Origin of the sequence: Pantoea sp. Sc1 (assembly GCF_000255315.1) — a bacterium.
Classification (GTDB): Bacteria; Pseudomonadota; Gammaproteobacteria; order Enterobacterales; family Enterobacteriaceae; genus Pantoea; species Pantoea anthophila.
This window is the reverse complement of the sequence record NZ_AJFP01000003.1, coordinates 1-16,875: the sequence shown is the minus strand read 5'-3', so window position 1 is coordinate 16,875 and position 16,875 is coordinate 1. Positions and strand designations below refer to the sequence as shown.

Sequence of the window (16,875 nt, the reverse complement as noted above, 5' to 3'; positions counted from 1 at the left end):
GACCGGCCGCTATATCTGATCTGACATCCACCTGTATATTTAGTTACATCATGCATATGCTATAAAAACAGGTGTTACGGCCCTCCGGGCCGTGCGGGGCGGCTTGTCAAAGGGCACTCGGAGTTTCAGAACAGCTCGATGATAATTGTCAGAGAGGGGCAGCGAGGCGCAGGCTAGCTCGGATAATACTGCCAGCTCTTATTGGTTGTTGTAACTAATAAAAAGATTGATGACAAATAATCTGCTCTTTCTTTTCCGTCTGCACATCAGGCCTCAGACCGTCGTGGCTTCCATTATCCGGTACAAGTGCCAGGATGCTGTTATGGATGCTATATCCTGCTCTCTGAATTGTCTTTGAAAACGTAATCCCTCGCGGGCTGTTAAGCAAGTAACACCATTAAATTCGCCCTGATTCGGCAAATACCCTCCCCTTGAGTCGGCTATAACGCCTGAATGACTTAGCGATTTATGTAAAAAAGAACCACTCAGGTGAGAAGCAATATAGGGTTAATTTGAAATCCAATAGTAACGTGCAATTACATTGAGGCTTTATCCCGATGCGAAATCTTTGCATAACGCCAAGCATAAGCGTGTGTGCTCTTCGGTGTCATTGTTCTGCCAGAATTTAAAGCGGATTGTAGTGGCTGGATAAGGCTGCCGTTAAGAGAGGGGACTCGGCTTGTTATAAATGATCCAGATCAATTTAATTCACATAAATCTTTTGAACGCCCTACTGTTATCACGTCGTTTAAGAATGCGAAAACATAATACGGCATCGTCTTAAACAGGAATATACGGGAACGGTTATGAAATCCTCAGCCTTTATCCACAGAAGTGCCATTATCCTTGCCATGATGCTCTCAGCCATGTCACTGGCTGCCTGCTCCGGGAGTTACATCATCTCAACCACGGATGGTCACATGATTACCACCAAAGGCAAGCCGGCTAAAGACAAAGAGACCGGCATGATTGCCTATAAAGATACAGATGGAAATATGCATCAGCTCCAGCAGCATGATGTTAAGGAAATTGTACAAAAATAGGCCTTTTCTGCACTGAGCAGAGTTACCTCATCCTCTGACTTCACGGAAAACAGGTTCGATGGAATGTCGTTTGAGCGGTCCTGGCTTAGCACTGTGTGCCTCTTCCTCTGCAATGGCGACAGGCCACAACGCAGAACAGGGTAAACACTTCACCACCCTTGAGGCAGAGACGGGCCACTCCTCCAGCGGTATCTATCCGGACAGTCAGTGGATAAAAAGACGATAGATGACGTTGAGGTTGCTCAGACAGGAACGGGCTATAGCCTGGAGACTGGGCCAGAAATTATAGCCGCCGGTGTTAAAACCACGTATGTCGGTGGCGGTATGACTTTTGAATAATCGCTGAGAAACAGATGATGAAACCTTTCCTGTTACTTTTCTTCACTCTCTGTCTGACCGGATGCGTTCAGTACAAATGGGTTAAACCTGATGCCTCTGAGCAGCAGGAGATGATGGCAGAAACCGCGTGTCAGGCTCAGGCGCTGCGTGAGTTGCCGCCTGATAACATTGTCAGTGGCAAATACACGTCTCACGACGACAAGCATAAAACAACGGATACCGACTACTCCACCAGTGACGCGAACGAAAGTCAGCGCGAAATTCTGGTGAAAGATTGTATGTTCAGACAGGGCTGGCAACAGATTGAGGTTCAGCAGTGATGATCTGATGACAGGCGTGGCCAGGAGAACGCCTTCTGGCCCGTTCTGTTTCACCGTTATAACGTTTTACAGAGGATCGTTCTCTGTTTGATCCCTGCGCTGTGCATGCGCCGCGCGTCGGCAGCGTTCAGAACAATATTTCACTTCCTCCCAGCATCTTTCCCATTTTTTCCGCCAGCTCATCGGTTTTTTGCACATTTGACAGTAACGAACCGGTAATGACTTTTTATTCCCCTTAAACACGTTACTCCCCCGCTTAATCAATCCTGACGCTGCTGTTAACCCCTCTGTTCTCTGAGTGTAGCTCAACCCGACAGCGCAACGTTTTCCGGATCACCTGATCCATGATGTCATCGTCAGACTCAGAACGGTCTCAGCTGTTTATAACCGTGTAAAATCTGACCATATTATCTGGCGAAACGGGCACATCAAAGCCTGAGCCGGTATCGACATCTGTACTCTGGCTGTTATATACAGCGTTAAACTGTACGCTTCTTAAAAGCAAATTAATTACATCAGGCAACCATCGGACTCTGTTAATGCCCGCCAAGGTTAGGGGATAGTCAGGGGCGCTATTTTGCAGGGTGTCATGCAACAGGCTGTCGATACCTGTGCGCTTTGCAATGTTTTTACGATGCTGATCATAAGATCCTCACCCACCTCAGACAGCAATGATGTGCCACGTTTAATGCATCCTGTGCAATAATACCGTCAGATAATATTACGCACGATGACATTAGCGCCCCCTGATGCACTTAGTTGTCCAGTCTGTGCCTGTACGCAGAGTAATTAGAACCGTAAATAATCTCTGAAGAACGGATTAGCGTCGCATGATTCCGCTTAAGTTATGTCCATCGGTTTAAGCACGTATTCGCGTAACGTATTAAAGCCAAACGGCACAACGTTTAGTAAACTATCCGCATCCTGATTATGTTAACAGCACCAGGCCACTCCAAATAAAATTAATCAAATACAGTGCGTTACAAATAAAACCGGTCTAACCAGGCGGCCTGGAATTAACCGCTCTGGCGTTATTTAATAAGGGTTTTCACAGCTTATCCCTTCCTGACAGGATAAGCATTCGCCGTTTATCTGACGCCCGGTGTAAATAATTTTATCTTTTTCTGCTCATGAACCTAATCTGAGAGCACACGGCTTCGCTTGAAAAATGGCGAACAAGTCTGGTAACAGACTGAATTATCCGATGAGGGCTGACAGGTTTTTTTTGACAGCGTACGTGAGAAAAGGGTAAAAATGCATAAATTTACTTTTGTTTAACGCTGATGCGCTAAATAGAGTTTCAACTCTCTCAGAAAGCGATTAATATGGCTGTGTTGAACTCCAGGTTCTGTATTTGATTCTTCGAAGGCAAGCATCCTAAAAAAGCAGGTCTGACGAAAAGCATCAGCGTGAACCCGCTCTGTATTTTATTATCTGAACATGACTATGGTGACTTTGATGAGTGACACTCTCAATAGCTTGAATAATATCCGTACCCTTCGCGCTAACGCTCGCGAACTTGATCTTGCTGCTTTAGAAGAAATGCTGGAAAAACTCTCCGTTGTCGTTAGCGAGCGTCGTGAAGAAGCGCAGGCTTCAGAAGCGGCTAATCGTGAAAAAGCAGAAAAACTAGCAAAATACCGCGAATTACTGCTGCAGGAAGGTATCGATCCTAACGAGCTGTTAAATGGTATGCAGACTGCGCCGACAGAGAAGAAAAAGCGTGCGCCCCGCCCTGCCAAATATCAGTACACCGATGAAAATGGCGAAGTTAAGCAGTGGACCGGTCAGGGCCGTACCCCTTCTGCGATTAAAGCTGCCATTGATGAAGGTAAATCGCTGGACGATTTCCTGATTTAATCCAGCAGGCGTTTATCAAAACCCGCCCGGCGTTGCCCGGCGGGTTTTCTGCATCCTGTTGTTAAGTGAAACGCGATGAAACTAACCCCGTCATGCATGTCTGTCATACCCTCCTGACACCACATTAGTTCCCTCAATGGTTGATCTTCCGCGTTACTGCTCTTCACCCATAACCTGGTTTCGCCCTGCCCGTTTTGCACGATACAGAGCCTCGTCCGCGCGCGCTATCAACGCCTGAGGCGCTGACGGAGAGTCAGCCGCCAGGCTTACAGCACAGCCAGCACTCAGCGTGACATGCTTTTGCGGCAGTTCAGAAGTGAGGTGCGGAATATCAAGCTGATTAACGGCTTCGATGAGGGTTTTAGCGAGATGGAGCGCGGCTGACAGCGGCTGATCCGGCAGAATAATCGCAAACTCTTCTCCGCCGTAGCGTGCCGTGAGTTCGTTTTTACGCCGCGTCTTCTCTGCCAGCACGGCAGCGACTTTTTTCAGACAGTCATCACCGGCCACATGGCCATAGGTATCGTTGTAACGTTTGAAATAGTCGATATCAAACAGAATCAGTGATACGGGCTCGCCGCTGAGCGCAGCCTTCTGCAGGCTCTGCATCAGCATTTGATCAAAATAGCGCCGGTTGGCGACGCCAGTCAGGCCATCGCTGTGAGCCAGATTTTCCAGGGAGCGGTTAGCTGCGGTCAGCTCATCGCGCAGTCGGGTCAGCTCACGCTGATACCGCAGCGTATGCCGTGCCTGACGCAGTACAAAGTTACCCAGTAAGATGATAACGGCCAGCAGGATGAGGCTCAGTATCAGATCCTGTACCCAGCCTCTGAGCCAGTGCTGAAACAGGGCGCGTTTGTCATACCCGGCGGCAACCACCAGCGGATAGCGCTGCGATCGGACAAAACCAAAGATGCGCTGTTTACCATCCAGCGCGGCGGTCCACTGACCGCTGCCTTTGTCGGCATTCGCCAGCATCTGCAGGAAAAGCGGACTCACCGAGAGGTTTTTGCCGATGTAGCTATCCGGCATTGGCCGGGCGTAGAGCACCGTACTGTCTGCCAGCATCAGCACCAGTACATCCCCTTCACTGAGTTCGTAGTAGCTGTAAAAACGGCGGAAATAGTCCACCTTGATGGTAGCCAGTAAAACGCCGCGAAACCCATTATAGGCATCATTAACGCGCAGCGTCACCGGAATCACCAGTTCATGCGTGGTGCGACTGCGCAGCACCGGGCCAACATGCAGAGTGTTTCGCAGGCTGGAGCGGTGATAAGCAAAATATTCGCGATCGGCGTTATTGATATCAGGCGGGATGCGATTCATGGAAGTTGCTATCCACTTACCGTGCGCATCATAGTAAAACAGGCCGTGAAGCTGAGGCAGACGGCTCTGCAGCAGGCGCATCGTCTCACTCAGCCCCTGGCCATCCACCCCGTTCGTCGCAATCTGCTTTTCGAGCTCGCGCTGTAATTCACGCAAAGAGAGTTCGGTCTGTAAAAATGTATCGTCCGCCTGGCGCGCCTGCGACAGCGACAGGTTGACCGCCGTATCTTCAACTTTCCTGACGGTGTTGTTCCAGTCTTCACGCAACGACCAGAGATCGGATCCAATCACCAGGACAGCAAGCAATACGCCTGACAGCGTAATGCTTCTGAGAAGGGGGGAAATCCCTGACGCTGTCTCATCATTTTTACGGCGAAACTTCATGCCTGTCCTTAATAAAACCTGTTGACTGATTTAAGCACAGTTATCCCCCGGCAAAAATGTAAATCCCGCAATCCCCTTTCGATAGCGATAATCGCTATTTTATCAGCAGATTTCGCTTTTATATTACGTCGGTTCAACTCAGGTAACACACCCAAAACCGGAAAAGCAGTGCATAAATCTACAGAGAGACTTCAAATGGCATGCGGGTCAGTGTTACCCTTGCCCGCTGAAAAATTTGCACTTTATTGATTAACTTGAGTATTTGAGAATTTTGTATGAATAAGAACCTGAACAGCCTGAATAATATCCGCACGCTTCGCGCCGAGGCACGCCATCTGACTGTGGCCACGCTGGAAGAGTTACATCAGAAATTAGAGGCCGTGGTGAACGAGCGTCGCGAAGAGGAAAATGCGCGGGCAGCAGAGGCGCGTGAGAAGGCGGAGAAGCTGGCCTTCTACCAGGAGCTGTTGCAGGAAGAAGGCATTAATCCGGCGGAGCTGGTCAACAGCACCCCGACCCCGGCTACCGGTAAAAAGAAACGGGCGAAGCGTCCGGCGAAATACCGTTACAGCGATGATCAGGGCCAGGTTCACTTCTGGACAGGTCAGGGTCGGACGCCCAGCGTGATCAAAACGGCCATTGATAAGGGTCAGTCGCTGAATGATTTCCTGATCTGATCAGGGTGAACGTACTGCCGTACGCTGGTTGCACGGTGCAGCCGATCGCGGTATTCAGGCATGACCAGGGTCTGATCCTTGCCCTGGTCATGCCCCATCCCGCCGCGTATGTTATTAAACATCGGTCGATCAAGAAACTGTGCCTGCCTACCTTCCCCTAAGTCGGCACCACCATGCGCCAGCACGATGGCAATGTCATCGTGCTGGCGAGAATATCAAGACAGCAGTCGATACCTGATGCGATACCCGTCGAAGTTTTCAGCCCCTCCTGTCAGTGATAAAGGGCATCGCTTTCAGATTCGACAGGATTACGCCAGACTGCCTGATAGAGAAATGACTATCCCCCTGAAAGGAGTTCCCTGTGAACCATCTTTGGAAACTGCACTGGCTGGAGGCATCAGGTCAGGTCAGGCAGTACGAATCGGTTATCGTCAGGGAAGCTGAGACCGCCTTCCACCATCTCTCGTGCGTAACAGACGTTCCACGTCTGGATATATTAATTCAGTGCGTACCGGAGGCTGTGATACCTGAAATAGGTTTTGCAGGCAGGGCTTACAGTTCGACATTGTTCGGCATGGCCATTGATCCGGCAAACCCGAACCTGTCCCGGGAGCTGCAAAATGGCAGGCTGATACGGCAGATCGTGCATGAGGTCCATCACTGTCTGCGCATGCGCGGGCCCGGGTATGGCTGGACGCTGGGCGAGGCATTAGTCAGCGAAGGTCTGGCCGGTCAGTTTGTCTGCTGGCTGCTGGAAACAGCGGCAGAACCCTGGGAGTGTGCCATCGAGCGCAGTGAATTACAGGCTAACCCGGTCCCACTGACGACGCTGCAAAGCGCCCGGTACGACCATTCAGCCTGGTTCTTCGGCACCGGTGCATATCGCCGCTGGTATGGGTATACGCTGGGCTATCAGATGGTTGCCGCCTGGCATCGTCGTCATCGGGCATGTCCGATAGAAAAATGGTTCGGCGTCACAGCAGATGACGTCATTGCCGCGGCTCTGGAAGAGGGATTAGTCACACAGTGAAGATAAAAAAAATGCCGCAGCAGGCTGCTGCGGCATTGATTATTCAGGCTTCCATCAGAAATCGGCTTTCAGTACCACCCGGTAATTGGCTTTACCGGCACGAACGTGGTCCAGCGCCTTATTGATGTCAGACATCGGGAAATACTCAACCTGTGGGGCAATGTCAGCCCGGGAAGCGAGGCGCAGCAGGGAACGCAGCTGCCCTGGCGAACCGGTAGACGACCCCGTCACCGCCTTGTCACCCATGATCAGTTCGAAAGCACTCACTTCAATCGGCTTCATCACAGCACCCACGGTGTGGAATTTGCCCTGAGGAGCCAGCGCAGCGAAATAGGGCTTCCAGTCGAGGTCGACAGCGACGGTGCTCAGGATCAGATCAAAACGACCCGCCTGTTTCTTCAGGGCTTCAGCGTCGCGGCTGTTGACCACTTCGTCCGCACCCATATCCAGGATTGACTGCTTCTTATCCGGAGTTGAACTGAAGGCCACAACTTCGGCGCCCATCGCGTGCAGGATCTTAATCGCAATGTGGCCCAGACCGCCGATACCAATCACGCCGACGCGGCTGGTGGCAGTAATGTTGCTCATCAGCAGCGGTTTAAAGACGGTAATCCCGCCACACAGCAGGGGACCCGCGGTCGCTGCATCCAGCTTCTCCGGCAGCGGGATCACCCACTGCCAGTCAGCGCGCAGCTTCTCGGCAAAACCACCTTTGTTCATGATGGTCGGGATACTGCCCTGCTGGCAGTTGACCTGTTCGCCGTTGATACAGGCATCACAGTGCTGACAACTTTTTGCCGTCCAGCCAATGCCCACTCGCTGACCGACAGAGAGTCCTTTGTTTTTAGCCGCATCACCCAGGGCAGAGACCCGGCCGATGACTTCGTGTCCGGCGATCACCGGAAACTGAGAGATGCCCCATTCGTTGTCGATCATCGACAGGTCTGAGTGGCAGACGCCACAATACTCGACCTCGACCTCAACTTCTTCGGCTGCCAGCTCGGCGGCATCGTACTCATAGAGTTCCAGGGCCTGGCCAGCCTGCATGGCTGCATAACTTTTGATTTTCATTTATACCTCTGCGTGGTTAATCACCGACAAGTGTAACAACTGCGGGCGCGGCTTGCCTGGCCGATGCGCTTATATCGCAATTTCTTACATTTTATCGAGATAAATCAGCCTTTAACCTGTGCGCCGGAGAGCGTCTGCAGCACCTTAAGCTGGGCTACTGCCTCCTGCATCGCGTCCATGCCCTGCGTGAGTTCACGCAGGCTTCCGAGGTGCTTCGCAATATCGGCGCGCTCATGTCGCGTCTGCTGATTCATGGCAGCCAGCGTGTCGGCTGCGTTGATGCTGCGCTCTGCCATCTGCGCGGCGGTCTGCGCTGAATCACTGGCCACCAGCCGGATACGTGAGATGGTGCTTACGGCCTCACTGATGTTACTGGCGGTCGCTTCAGCCTGCTCTTTCGACGAGTGCGCCAGCCGACGAACCTCGCCTGCCACCACGGCAAAGCCGCGTCCCGCCTCGCCTGCGCGCGCCGCCTCAACTGCCGCATTCAGGGCCAGAATATTGGTCTGGAAAGCAATGTTGCTGATGCCGTGCGTAATGTCGTTGATGCCGTTAGAGATTTTCTCCAGATCGTCCAGCCCCTCATCCAGCCGGCCCTGTGCCTGCTGACTTTCGGTCGCGATGTTACTGATGTTACGGATGCTGCTCTCCGCCAGGCTCAGGGTTTCGCCCTGGCTCTGGGTCGCCAGTTCCAGCACCGGCAGCGCTTCCATCAGCGGAGTCAGTGCCTGCTGATAGGTGATGACCCGATCGAGCACCCGCGTCTGGATGCTGTTCAGCGCTTCCCAGCGACGCAGACCGCGTTGCGCGTAATGCGCGGCATAACCGGCATACTCCACCGGGAACTGGCTCATGGCTTTCACATCGCGATTGAAGAACACCAGCGCCGAAAGCGTCTGGTTGATCGGCACGCCCAGAATTTCGCCGAAGCTGGAAAAACCGGCGGCGGCAATCCCTTTAAAGAAATGGGCATTGTGCAGCTTGTCGGCATTGCCGACGCGGCGCAGGATACAGTCATTCATCAGAATCGCCGCCGGTTTACCGTGCTGAGCGGTAAACGCCTGCCACTCCTGCTGCGTCGTCTGCTGGAAATCTTTTTCCTGCATCAGGAACAGCCGGTCACCAAACTCCAGGTCGCAGAAAAACTGCACGCCGCTGGATTCGATTTTGGCAATGGAGCGGATAAAAAACTCATCCCCGACTTTAACGCCAAAGGTCAGCCCTTTCAGCCGCTCGGCCAGTTGCGCTTCACTGCAGTTGAGGTGTTCGCACAGCGCCGGAACAAAGGGCTGCTGCTGACCGTGACGGTTAAATACCGAGGTGACGGTACGCGCGACCGGGTCAGCTTCAGCAATCAGCCAGCTCTGATCGCGTGGCGTAAAGTTCTGGCTTTTAAACGGCGCAAAGGATTTTCCTGGCGCCATCTGGCAGAAAACGATCACCGCTTTGCCCTGCAGCACCTTGCCACCGACACCGATCCAGGTGCCATCAAAGGAGATCCGGCCGCCCGCTGAACCGCCAATGGCCAGGCAGGGGAAGCGGCCGCTGTTGTACCAGGCCTGCATCAGAAAACCTTCTGATGCGGAAAGCCCGTCACAGTAAATCATGGCGAAAGTACGGTCGGCAGAGAGCGGCATCCGCACCGGCAATCGCGCCAGCTCCTGCTGGATGGCGCTGATGCGCTGGCTGGCGGTCTGCGTATCGGCGACATGAAGATCGACAATGTGCGTCTCATGACGGGCGATCAGCGTGTCCGGCAGCCAGAGATAGCTCCCTTCGGGACCATTCCCCTCACAGTAGGTGCTCTGTGGACGGCTGCTGCTCAGCGCGCCATTAGAGGAGAGTGTCAGCACCGTCAGATCGGCAGACGTAAAGCGTTGCCAGGCCTGACTGACCCGCCGGAAATCCGCCTCAGGCGGAACAAAGGTCATCAGGATCCCGCCCGCGCGTGCGCTCAGGCCGATGGAAGAGAGTGAAGCAGGCATTGCACGGCAATCGTAAGTGCCATTTGCAGGCTGGCTGCTACGCCGGAGACGCGCAGCAGGCAGGCGACTTTTGATCGTCTTGATGATCGACATATTATTATTTTCGCTTTTATAAGATTAACTTACGCATAAATTTTGCGTTTACTGGTGTGTAAAAGGAGGGCTAAATGCAGGTCCGTTCGCGTTCAGAACTCGGCGCTGAGTACCGGTTTCGTCAATGATCGGCGGGCTCAACGCCTATGGGTTATCGCCCGTAGTGGGAAAACCTTTAACGATTGCTGCAGGTGGTTTAATCAATGAATTTGTTACATTTTATTAGCATAATGTAACCCCGGGCAGCGGCAGGCCAGGAAGATATAAAGCTGCGCGGGCCTCTCTTCCGCCGCATCCGGATAAATTACGTGGCCGCACGGTTTCAGGAACTGAGCGGCACACTTTCCTTCTACCTTTCGTTCTGCTCCTGCCAGTGTTCTTCGCACCGCGCCCGCGCTTCAGCGGGCAGATCGCGCAAATCTGGCAATGTATCGCCGGAGCCGTAGCCCATTGCTCCTGTTGCCTCCTGCTGTTCATCCTGCGCAGCGAAAGTAAGCTTCTCCTCCAGGGCCTGCCAGCTCTCGCCCTGCTGCCGGTAGATCACGGCATAAGTGGGCATCTGGTCATCATCACCATAAATTTCATATTTCTGTTTCTGTCCACCGGAACCCAGCTCCAGCGTGTCGATTAAGGTGTCATTACGCATTGCGTTCTCCTTTTTCGTCAGGCTTTTAAGCGTAGTTCAACTGCCATGACCCTGCCGGCGCTAAAAATTCATTCATTACCCCTCCGCTTATCAAGGAATTCATGGTCAGCCTTTGCTTAAACGAAGCGGACGACTATCCTTCCTGCTGTGACTAGCTAGTCCTTTTTATCTCACGGAACACTGATAGGAGGTCTTTCTATGACACAACAGAAATACAGAGGTGGTGCCGGTAATTTTGCCAACGATCCAGAACGCGCGAGTGAAGCTGGCAGTGCAGGAGGCAAGGTCAGTGGGGGCAATTTCAAGAATGATCATGAAAAAGCCAGGGAAGCGGGTCGGAAAGGAGGCAAGATTAGTCGCCGTCCTTCTAAGTAGTTCTGAATAAAGCGCTTTAGGAGTTTGTACGCCATGGAGTGGCATCTCTGCCGACGATGTCCGGTGCTCTCACTCCGCCGTTTCGCTCTGTTTCCTTCTGAACGTTGCCGATACAGGCTGGCAGAGGGAGGGTTTATCATTCGTCTGATGAAGCACCGCGCAAAATAGTCAGTCCTGACTATCCTGAAATAAAGGATATTAATCAGGAGAGAACGATGAAATTTTTCTATTTCGTTTCGCTTATTGCCTCTGCACTCTATTTACTGGCCTTTCTGCCTAAACTTCGCACTCGCCGCGAACCCATTGCCTACTGGGGATGCTGGACTTATCTTGGTGCTAACGCCATTTTCTGGGCCGTTTATGGTGTTATGCATTACATTTAGTGGAACGCCGTAAGCAAAGCGCAAAACAGCCATTTATTCCGGCTATCCGATTGAAATAAATGGCTGTTTTTACCCACTCCTTCACAACAGCAGAGGATGATCTCTTCTTCTCTCCGATTGTGGGATATATTGGCAGCACTCTCGTGAACCTCTCTGCATAACAGGTACTTTCGGCAATGGCTTTAATCCCTAAAAACTATGCGCGGCTTGAAAGCGGCTACCGTGAAAAAGCACTCAAACTCTATCCCTGGGTGTGTGGTCGCTGCTCGCGCGAGTTTGTTTATTCAAACCTGCGTGAACTGACGGTTCACCATATTGACCATGACCACACCAACAACCCGGAAGATGGCAGTAACTGGGAACTGTTGTGTCTCTATTGTCATGACCATGAGCACTCGAAGTATACCGAGGCGGACCAGTACGGCACCCGCGTCGTGGCAGGCGAGGATGCACAAAAGGATGTCGGTGAAGCCACCTACAATCCTTTTGCTGACCTGAAATCGATGATGAATAAGAAGAAGTAACTTCTGCCCTTCCCGCCTGTCGGGTCGCTGAACGCGCACTGACAGGCTCAGATCCTTCACTGCCGGGCGGTATAAAAATCACCCTGCAACTGACATGCCTGTTGCCCGCTGTCCACCTCCAGACAGAGATCGACATCCTCACCAAATCCGCGCTGCTGAAGTTCCCGGGCTGAAGAGCACTCGCGAAGGGATAGCGGATTGATCTGCTGCCAGGCGGCGACCGCCCCCTGCGCTTCCGGGGAACAGCGTTCACGTCCGATAGCGTCAATAATGCCGCCTGCGGCCAGATAGTCCTCGATCGCAGGGCGAAGCGTGCCGTCAGGCCAACGCTCGCCGCAGGGGATAACCAGGACGCGCCGGAAGTCACGACAGGCTCTGGCAGTGAGTGAGAGATTCCGGAAACAGCCGCTGAATACCGTCACGCCACTCTCCCGCGCCAGGAACGAAATCGCTGAACCATTGGGAGAGGGAAGCACCAGTTTTTCGCCCGCGGCCAGTTTTCGCATCGACGCCGGAGAGAGACTGAAACCGCCTGAACCACTCAGCCTGTCAGGGCTGGCTGCCCTTGCTCCAATGCTGTCTGCATACGTCAACGCAGAGGCATCTTTCCAGGGGTACGGATAAACCTGTGCGCCCTGGTCGACCGCCAGACTGACACAGGTGGAAAATGACATGACGTCAACGATCACAATACAGTCCACATCCTGAGCAACGTAACCGACGGCCGCGGGCCCCCACTCAAGACGGATGTCAGACTGCGCCTGATTACACCACTGCATCTCTTATCCTCCGTGGCAGCCTGCCACTCATCGCCAGCGATCATGCGCCAGATTGCCAACGGGCGCTCGCCACTCAGAATATCAGGCTGCGCAGGAAGAAAACGATGGCTGAAATAAATGTTTGAAAATCAATTTCCTGGCCAGCTATAGTCAGCCAGAGAAGATGAGCGACGACGCCGGAGCAGAACGATGATTTCAAAAGAGAATGCGGAACATTATCAGTGGGGTGACAGATGCGACGGCTGGTACCTGGTCAACCGCCAGGATATGTTAATCATTCATGAAAAAATGCCGCCCGGCACACGTGAGAAACGGCACTATCATGCGGCGTCCAGACAGTTTTTCTTTGTCCTTAGCGGAGTGCTGACGATGGAGCTTGACGGCACCGTGCAGGATATCAGCGCGCAACAGGGTATCGAAATCCCCCCGCAATCTGCACATCAGGCGCAGAATAACGGTGATGCAGCGGTCGAATTTCTGGTTATTTCGCATCCCACGACGCGCGGGGATCGTGAAGATATAGCCTGAGCAACCGCCTCTGTCATTACGGCAGGCGCGAAACACAAGAATACGCTGCCGTCATATTTACGCTGAACACGCACGCTGCACCCTCTGCTGATATCTCCCTTCTGCGGCTGTGAATATTATTGCCGCTTTAATACAGGTCAGGAAATTCATTGACACAACTTTCCCTATCAGAAACTAATTAATTTCCGGGTACTTTCCAAGCCATTCACTTCTATTAAAATAAATAATAACAGTCAGTTAAAAAGTTAAGAGCGATACCAATGCTTACCAACCTTAAATTACGCACGATATTCCTGTTAAGTCATGACAGTCCGCCTCGCTTATTTCCTGACAAAGACAGCGCGGCGCTCTGCTTATTTTCGCGCTGAAAAGGATGGCGCAGCACCCACCGAAACATTTTGAGAAAGAATTTCGCGACATATTAGCCAGAATCCACGCGGTTAACGGTTTTCTGTACCAGACTTAGCCGATAACAATAGAGACAATGTGGAGCATTATGAAAGAGCAAAATCGCACAAATGGCATTGCCCCTTATGGTGGCGCGGCCGGTGGCTGGGGTGCATTAAAGGCGGTTGCCGATGCTATCCGCGGCCAGATGTCTGTAAAACAGGATGTTATCGCCCTGTTCAAAGTTAACCAGCCGCAGGGCTTTGACTGTCCGGGATGTGCCTGGCCGGATCCACAACATGCCTCGTCCTTTGAATTCTGCGAAAACGGGGCAAAAGCGGTGTCATGGGAAGCGACCAGCAAACGCACCACACCCGCCTTCTTTGCCGCCCATACGGTGACAGAGCTATGGGAGCGCAGCGCACTGCACCTGGAGGGCGAAGGCCGCCTGACGCATCCGATGAAGTACGATGCCGCATCTGACACCTATCAGCCCATCGAATGGGAAACCGCGTTTCGTGAGATTGGTGAACACCTGCGCAGTTACGAAGACCCGGACAGCGTGGAGTTTTACACCTCCGGCCGGGCCTCAAATGAAGCCGCGTTTCTGTGGCAGCTCTTCGCCCGCGAATATGGCACCAATAATTTCCCCGACTGCTCAAACATGTGTCATGAACCCACCAGCGTCGGACTGCCGGAGTCCATCGGCGTCGGCAAAGGCACGGTGGAGCTGGAGGATTTCGACCACTGCGACCTGGTGTTATGCATTGGTCACAATCCCGGTACGAATCACCCACGCATGCTGGGGACGCTGCGCGAAGTCGCCAAGCGCGGTGGCACGATTGTGGCGATCAACCCCCTGCGGGAGCGCGGTCTGGAGCGCTTTACCTCACCGCAAAGCCCGATAGAGATGCTGTCGCTCAGCTCGACTGAACTGGCCTCAACCTATTACAAAGTACGGGTGGGCGGCGATGCAGCGATGCTGAAAGGGGTGATGAAAATCCTGCTGACCCTGCATGAAGAAGCGCTGAGTCAAGGCAAACCGGGCGTCATTGATGAGGCGTTTATCACTCAGCACACCGAAGGCTTCGACGCGCTGAAAGCCGACCTGGAGAGCACCGACTGGGATCATATCCTGAAGGTCTCGGGGATGACGCGTGAAGAGATCCAGCACGTTGCCCGGCTTTATGCCAGCGCTGAACGCACGATTATCTGCTACGGCATGGGGATCACTCAACACCAGTACGGCACCCAGAATGTGCAGCAGATTGCCAACCTGCTGCTGATGCGCGGCAACATCGGTAAACCCGGTGCAGGTATCTGTCCGTTACGCGGTCACTCCAACGTTCAGGGCGATCGCACAGTGGGCATCACGGAGATCCCGCCGCAATCGCTGCTGGACAGTATTGAGAAAGTGTTTGGCTTCCGGCCGCCGCAGAAGCATGGTCACGGTGCCGTTGAGGCGATTAAGGCGATGCGCGATGGCAAAGCCAAAGCGCTGCTCTGTCTGGGTGGTAATCTGGCAGAAGCGATCTCCGATCCCCAGGTCACCTTCCCGGCGATGCGCAATCTCGATCTGGTTGTGCATATGGCGACCAAGCTGAATCGCTCACACCTGCTGCTCGGCAGGCATAACTATCTGCTGCCGGTGCTGGGCCGCACGGAGACGGATGTGCAGGCAACGGGCGCGCAGAGTGTGACGGTGGAAGATTCGATGTCCATGGTGCATGCCTCGCGCGGCTCGCTCGATCCGGCATCGCCGCATCTCAAATCGGAACCGGCACTGGTGGCCGCGCTGGCTAAAGCGACCCTGCCAGACAGCGTGGTGGACTGGTCCGCGATGGCAGCCGATTACAGCCGCATCCGTGACGCCATCGAAGCGGTCTTTCCGGCGTTCGAAAACTTCAACGAGCGGATTAAGCACCCTGGTGGATTCCGGCTCTATAACGCCGCATCGGAACGCGTCTGGCATACGCCTTCCGGTAAGGCGCAGTTCAAAGTGATGCAGGGCATCAATGAAGATCCCCGCTCGCTGAAATGCCATGACCTGGTGCTGACCACCCTGCGCAGTCACGACCAGTACAACACGACCCTTTATGGGCTGAACGACCGCTATCGTGGCGTCACGGGCCGTCGTGATGTGCTGTTTATTAATGCCGAAGAGGCGGAAAAACGCCAGTTGCGGGTGGGCGACCGTGTCGATCTGATGGCGCTGGACCCTGAAGGCAATCCTACCTCCCGCCAGATGAAAAACCTGACGATTGTGATTATCGATATGGCACCCGGATCGGTCGGGGCCTACTATCCGGAAGCCAACGTGATGGTGCCGCTCGACAGCCACGACACGCAGAGCGGCATTCCGGCTTACAAAAGCATTCCGATCGCCATGACGCGCGTGACGGATGAGACGCAGACAACGTCGGGTGTGCTGCGCTGAACCCGCGTGTCGCAAAGGGTGAGACCTGATGTTACCCGCGTGGCCGGCGTGCCGGTCACGCGGGTTTTTTCGTCCCGGCCAGGCGCCCCGCAGCGCCGGATTGAACACGGCCAGAGCACCTGCCGTGAAGCAGACCCGGCAAACTCATCCTATACCTTACCGTGCTAAAACGGTTTCATTCGCTATCCTCTCTTAACTGCCTGCGCTGACCGTCAGCGCCTCACCGGAAGATTGCCATGTTTCACCTGATTTTCAGCTTACCCAGCTGGTATGTCATTGCCCGCGTCATTATTCCTTTGTCCCTGCCCCTGTCCGTAAAAATCCTGCTCTCTGCACTGGCGCTGCTGGCCTCTCAATATCTGCTGGTGAGTCGCTTCACATCCGGCGGGATCTTCTCGGCCGAGATGCCCCGCGCCATCATCATTCTGTTTAACTGGGCTTACGGCACCGTGCTGCTGCTGGCCGTGTTTCAGATCGTGCTGGATGCTGTCATGCTGCTTGCCCTGCTGCTGCGACATCCGCTGCCGCTGTCGCCCGGTGCGCGCTATCTGACCGTCCTGCTGGCGATGGGGCTGGCGGCTTTCGGGGTTCAGCAGGCAATACGGGTGCCTCCCGTCAAAGAGGTGACGCTATTCCTGCCGAATCTGCCTGCTGAGTTTGATGGCTATCAGCTTCTGCAACTGACCGA

At 53.6% G+C, this 16,875-nt stretch carries 16 protein-coding genes and 1 pseudogene; 11 read left to right on the top strand and 6 right to left on the bottom strand.

The genetic code is table 11. From position 1 onward, the window contains the following. Window positions 1-806 precede the first annotated feature (806 nt). Window positions 807-1,043, top strand: a complete 237-nt coding sequence (locus tag S7A_RS19785) for a YgdI/YgdR family lipoprotein (RefSeq protein ID WP_009093133.1) — start codon at window positions 807-809, stop codon at window positions 1,041-1,043. A gap of 353 nt (window positions 1,044-1,396) precedes the next feature. After that, a complete protein-coding gene (locus tag S7A_RS19780) occupies window positions 1,397-1,702 on the top strand; it encodes a hypothetical protein (protein WP_033736866.1) in 306 nt (101 codons plus the stop codon). Window positions 1,703-1,768: 66 nt separating this feature from the next. Here the strand turns inward: S7A_RS19780 and S7A_RS21050 are convergent, their stop codons facing one another. Beyond that, a complete protein-coding gene (locus S7A_RS21050) occupies window positions 1,769-1,945 on the bottom strand; it encodes a DUF2256 domain-containing protein (protein ID WP_009093131.1) in 177 nt (58 codons plus the stop codon). Window positions 1,946-3,160: 1,215 nt separating this feature from the next. Between S7A_RS21050 and S7A_RS19775 the strand changes: the two genes are divergently transcribed. Then, on the top strand, window positions 3,161-3,562 hold the full coding sequence (locus S7A_RS19775; protein WP_009093130.1) for an H-NS family nucleoid-associated regulatory protein: 402 nt from the start codon (window positions 3,161-3,163) through the stop codon (window positions 3,560-3,562). A gap of 153 nt (window positions 3,563-3,715) precedes the next feature. Here S7A_RS19775 and S7A_RS19770 read toward each other — a convergent pair whose 3' ends face one another. After that, complete coding sequence (locus S7A_RS19770) at window positions 3,716-5,272, bottom strand: sensor domain-containing diguanylate cyclase (protein WP_033736864.1); 1,557 nt, start codon at window positions 5,270-5,272, stop codon at window positions 3,716-3,718. Window positions 5,273-5,547: 275 nt separating this feature from the next. On the opposite strand from S7A_RS19770, the gene S7A_RS19765 reads away from it, so the two are divergent. Further along, window positions 5,548-5,949 carry an H-NS family nucleoid-associated regulatory protein gene (locus tag S7A_RS19765; protein ID WP_009093128.1) on the top strand — a complete coding sequence of 134 codons (402 nt, stop codon included), beginning with the start codon at window positions 5,548-5,550 and terminating at the stop codon, window positions 5,947-5,949. 361 nt (window positions 5,950-6,310) lie between these two features. Continuing rightward, window positions 6,311-6,979: a DUF2268 domain-containing putative Zn-dependent protease gene (locus S7A_RS19760; protein WP_033736863.1), complete on the top strand. Its 669-nt coding sequence runs from the start codon at window positions 6,311-6,313 to the stop codon at window positions 6,977-6,979. Between the two features lie 54 nt (window positions 6,980-7,033). Here S7A_RS19760 and S7A_RS19755 read toward each other — a convergent pair whose 3' ends face one another. From S7A_RS19755 to S7A_RS19745, 3 genes are all read right to left on the bottom strand, one after another. Next, on the bottom strand, window positions 7,034-8,050 hold the full coding sequence (locus S7A_RS19755; protein ID WP_009093125.1) for an NAD(P)-dependent alcohol dehydrogenase: 1,017 nt from the start codon (window positions 8,048-8,050) through the stop codon (window positions 7,034-7,036). A 104-nt stretch (window positions 8,051-8,154) separates the two neighbouring features. Beyond that, on the bottom strand, window positions 8,155-10,128 hold the full coding sequence (locus S7A_RS19750; protein WP_009093124.1) for a methyl-accepting chemotaxis protein: 1,974 nt from the start codon (window positions 10,126-10,128) through the stop codon (window positions 8,155-8,157). Between the two features lie 349 nt (window positions 10,129-10,477). Continuing rightward, window positions 10,478-10,774 carry a hypothetical protein gene (locus S7A_RS19745; protein ID WP_009093123.1) on the bottom strand — a complete coding sequence of 99 codons (297 nt, stop codon included), beginning with the start codon at window positions 10,772-10,774 and terminating at the stop codon, window positions 10,478-10,480. 198 nt (window positions 10,775-10,972) lie between these two features. On the opposite strand from S7A_RS19745, the gene S7A_RS21045 reads away from it, so the two are divergent. The 3 genes from S7A_RS21045 (at window position 10,973) to yajD (ending at window position 12,056) form a co-directional block, all read left to right on the top strand. After that, complete coding sequence (locus tag S7A_RS21045; RefSeq protein ID WP_009093122.1) at window positions 10,973-11,149, top strand: general stress protein; 177 nt, start codon at window positions 10,973-10,975, stop codon at window positions 11,147-11,149. Window positions 11,150-11,364: 215 nt separating this feature from the next. After that, window positions 11,365-11,532 (top strand): hypothetical protein, encoded by a 168-nt coding sequence (locus tag S7A_RS21540; RefSeq protein ID WP_009093121.1) that lies wholly within the window; start codon window positions 11,365-11,367, stop codon window positions 11,530-11,532. Window positions 11,533-11,708: 176 nt separating this feature from the next. Then, window positions 11,709-12,056: an HNH nuclease YajD gene (yajD, locus tag S7A_RS19740; protein WP_009093119.1), complete on the top strand. Its 348-nt coding sequence runs from the start codon at window positions 11,709-11,711 to the stop codon at window positions 12,054-12,056. Between the two features lie 56 nt (window positions 12,057-12,112). Here the strand turns inward: yajD and S7A_RS19735 are convergent, their stop codons facing one another. Then, window positions 12,113-12,835 carry a 2-phosphosulfolactate phosphatase gene (locus S7A_RS19735; protein ID WP_009093118.1) on the bottom strand — a complete coding sequence of 241 codons (723 nt, stop codon included), beginning with the start codon at window positions 12,833-12,835 and terminating at the stop codon, window positions 12,113-12,115. Window positions 12,836-13,024: 189 nt separating this feature from the next. Here S7A_RS19735 and S7A_RS19730 point away from each other — a divergent pair, with 189 nt between their 5' ends. The 3 genes and pseudogenes from S7A_RS19730 to S7A_RS19720 form a co-directional block, all read left to right on the top strand. Further along, entirely contained in the window at window positions 13,025-13,363 is a 339-nt protein-coding gene (locus S7A_RS19730; RefSeq protein ID WP_009093117.1) for a cupin domain-containing protein, read from the top strand. 496 nt (window positions 13,364-13,859) lie between these two features. Next, window positions 13,860-16,187, top strand: coding sequence for an FdhF/YdeP family oxidoreductase (locus tag S7A_RS19725; RefSeq protein WP_009093116.1), 2,328 nt, complete (start codon window positions 13,860-13,862; stop codon window positions 16,185-16,187). A 236-nt stretch (window positions 16,188-16,423) separates the two neighbouring features. Further along, window positions 16,424-16,875 (top strand): annotated as a pseudogene (locus tag S7A_RS19720) (metallophosphoesterase); the annotation flags it as partial.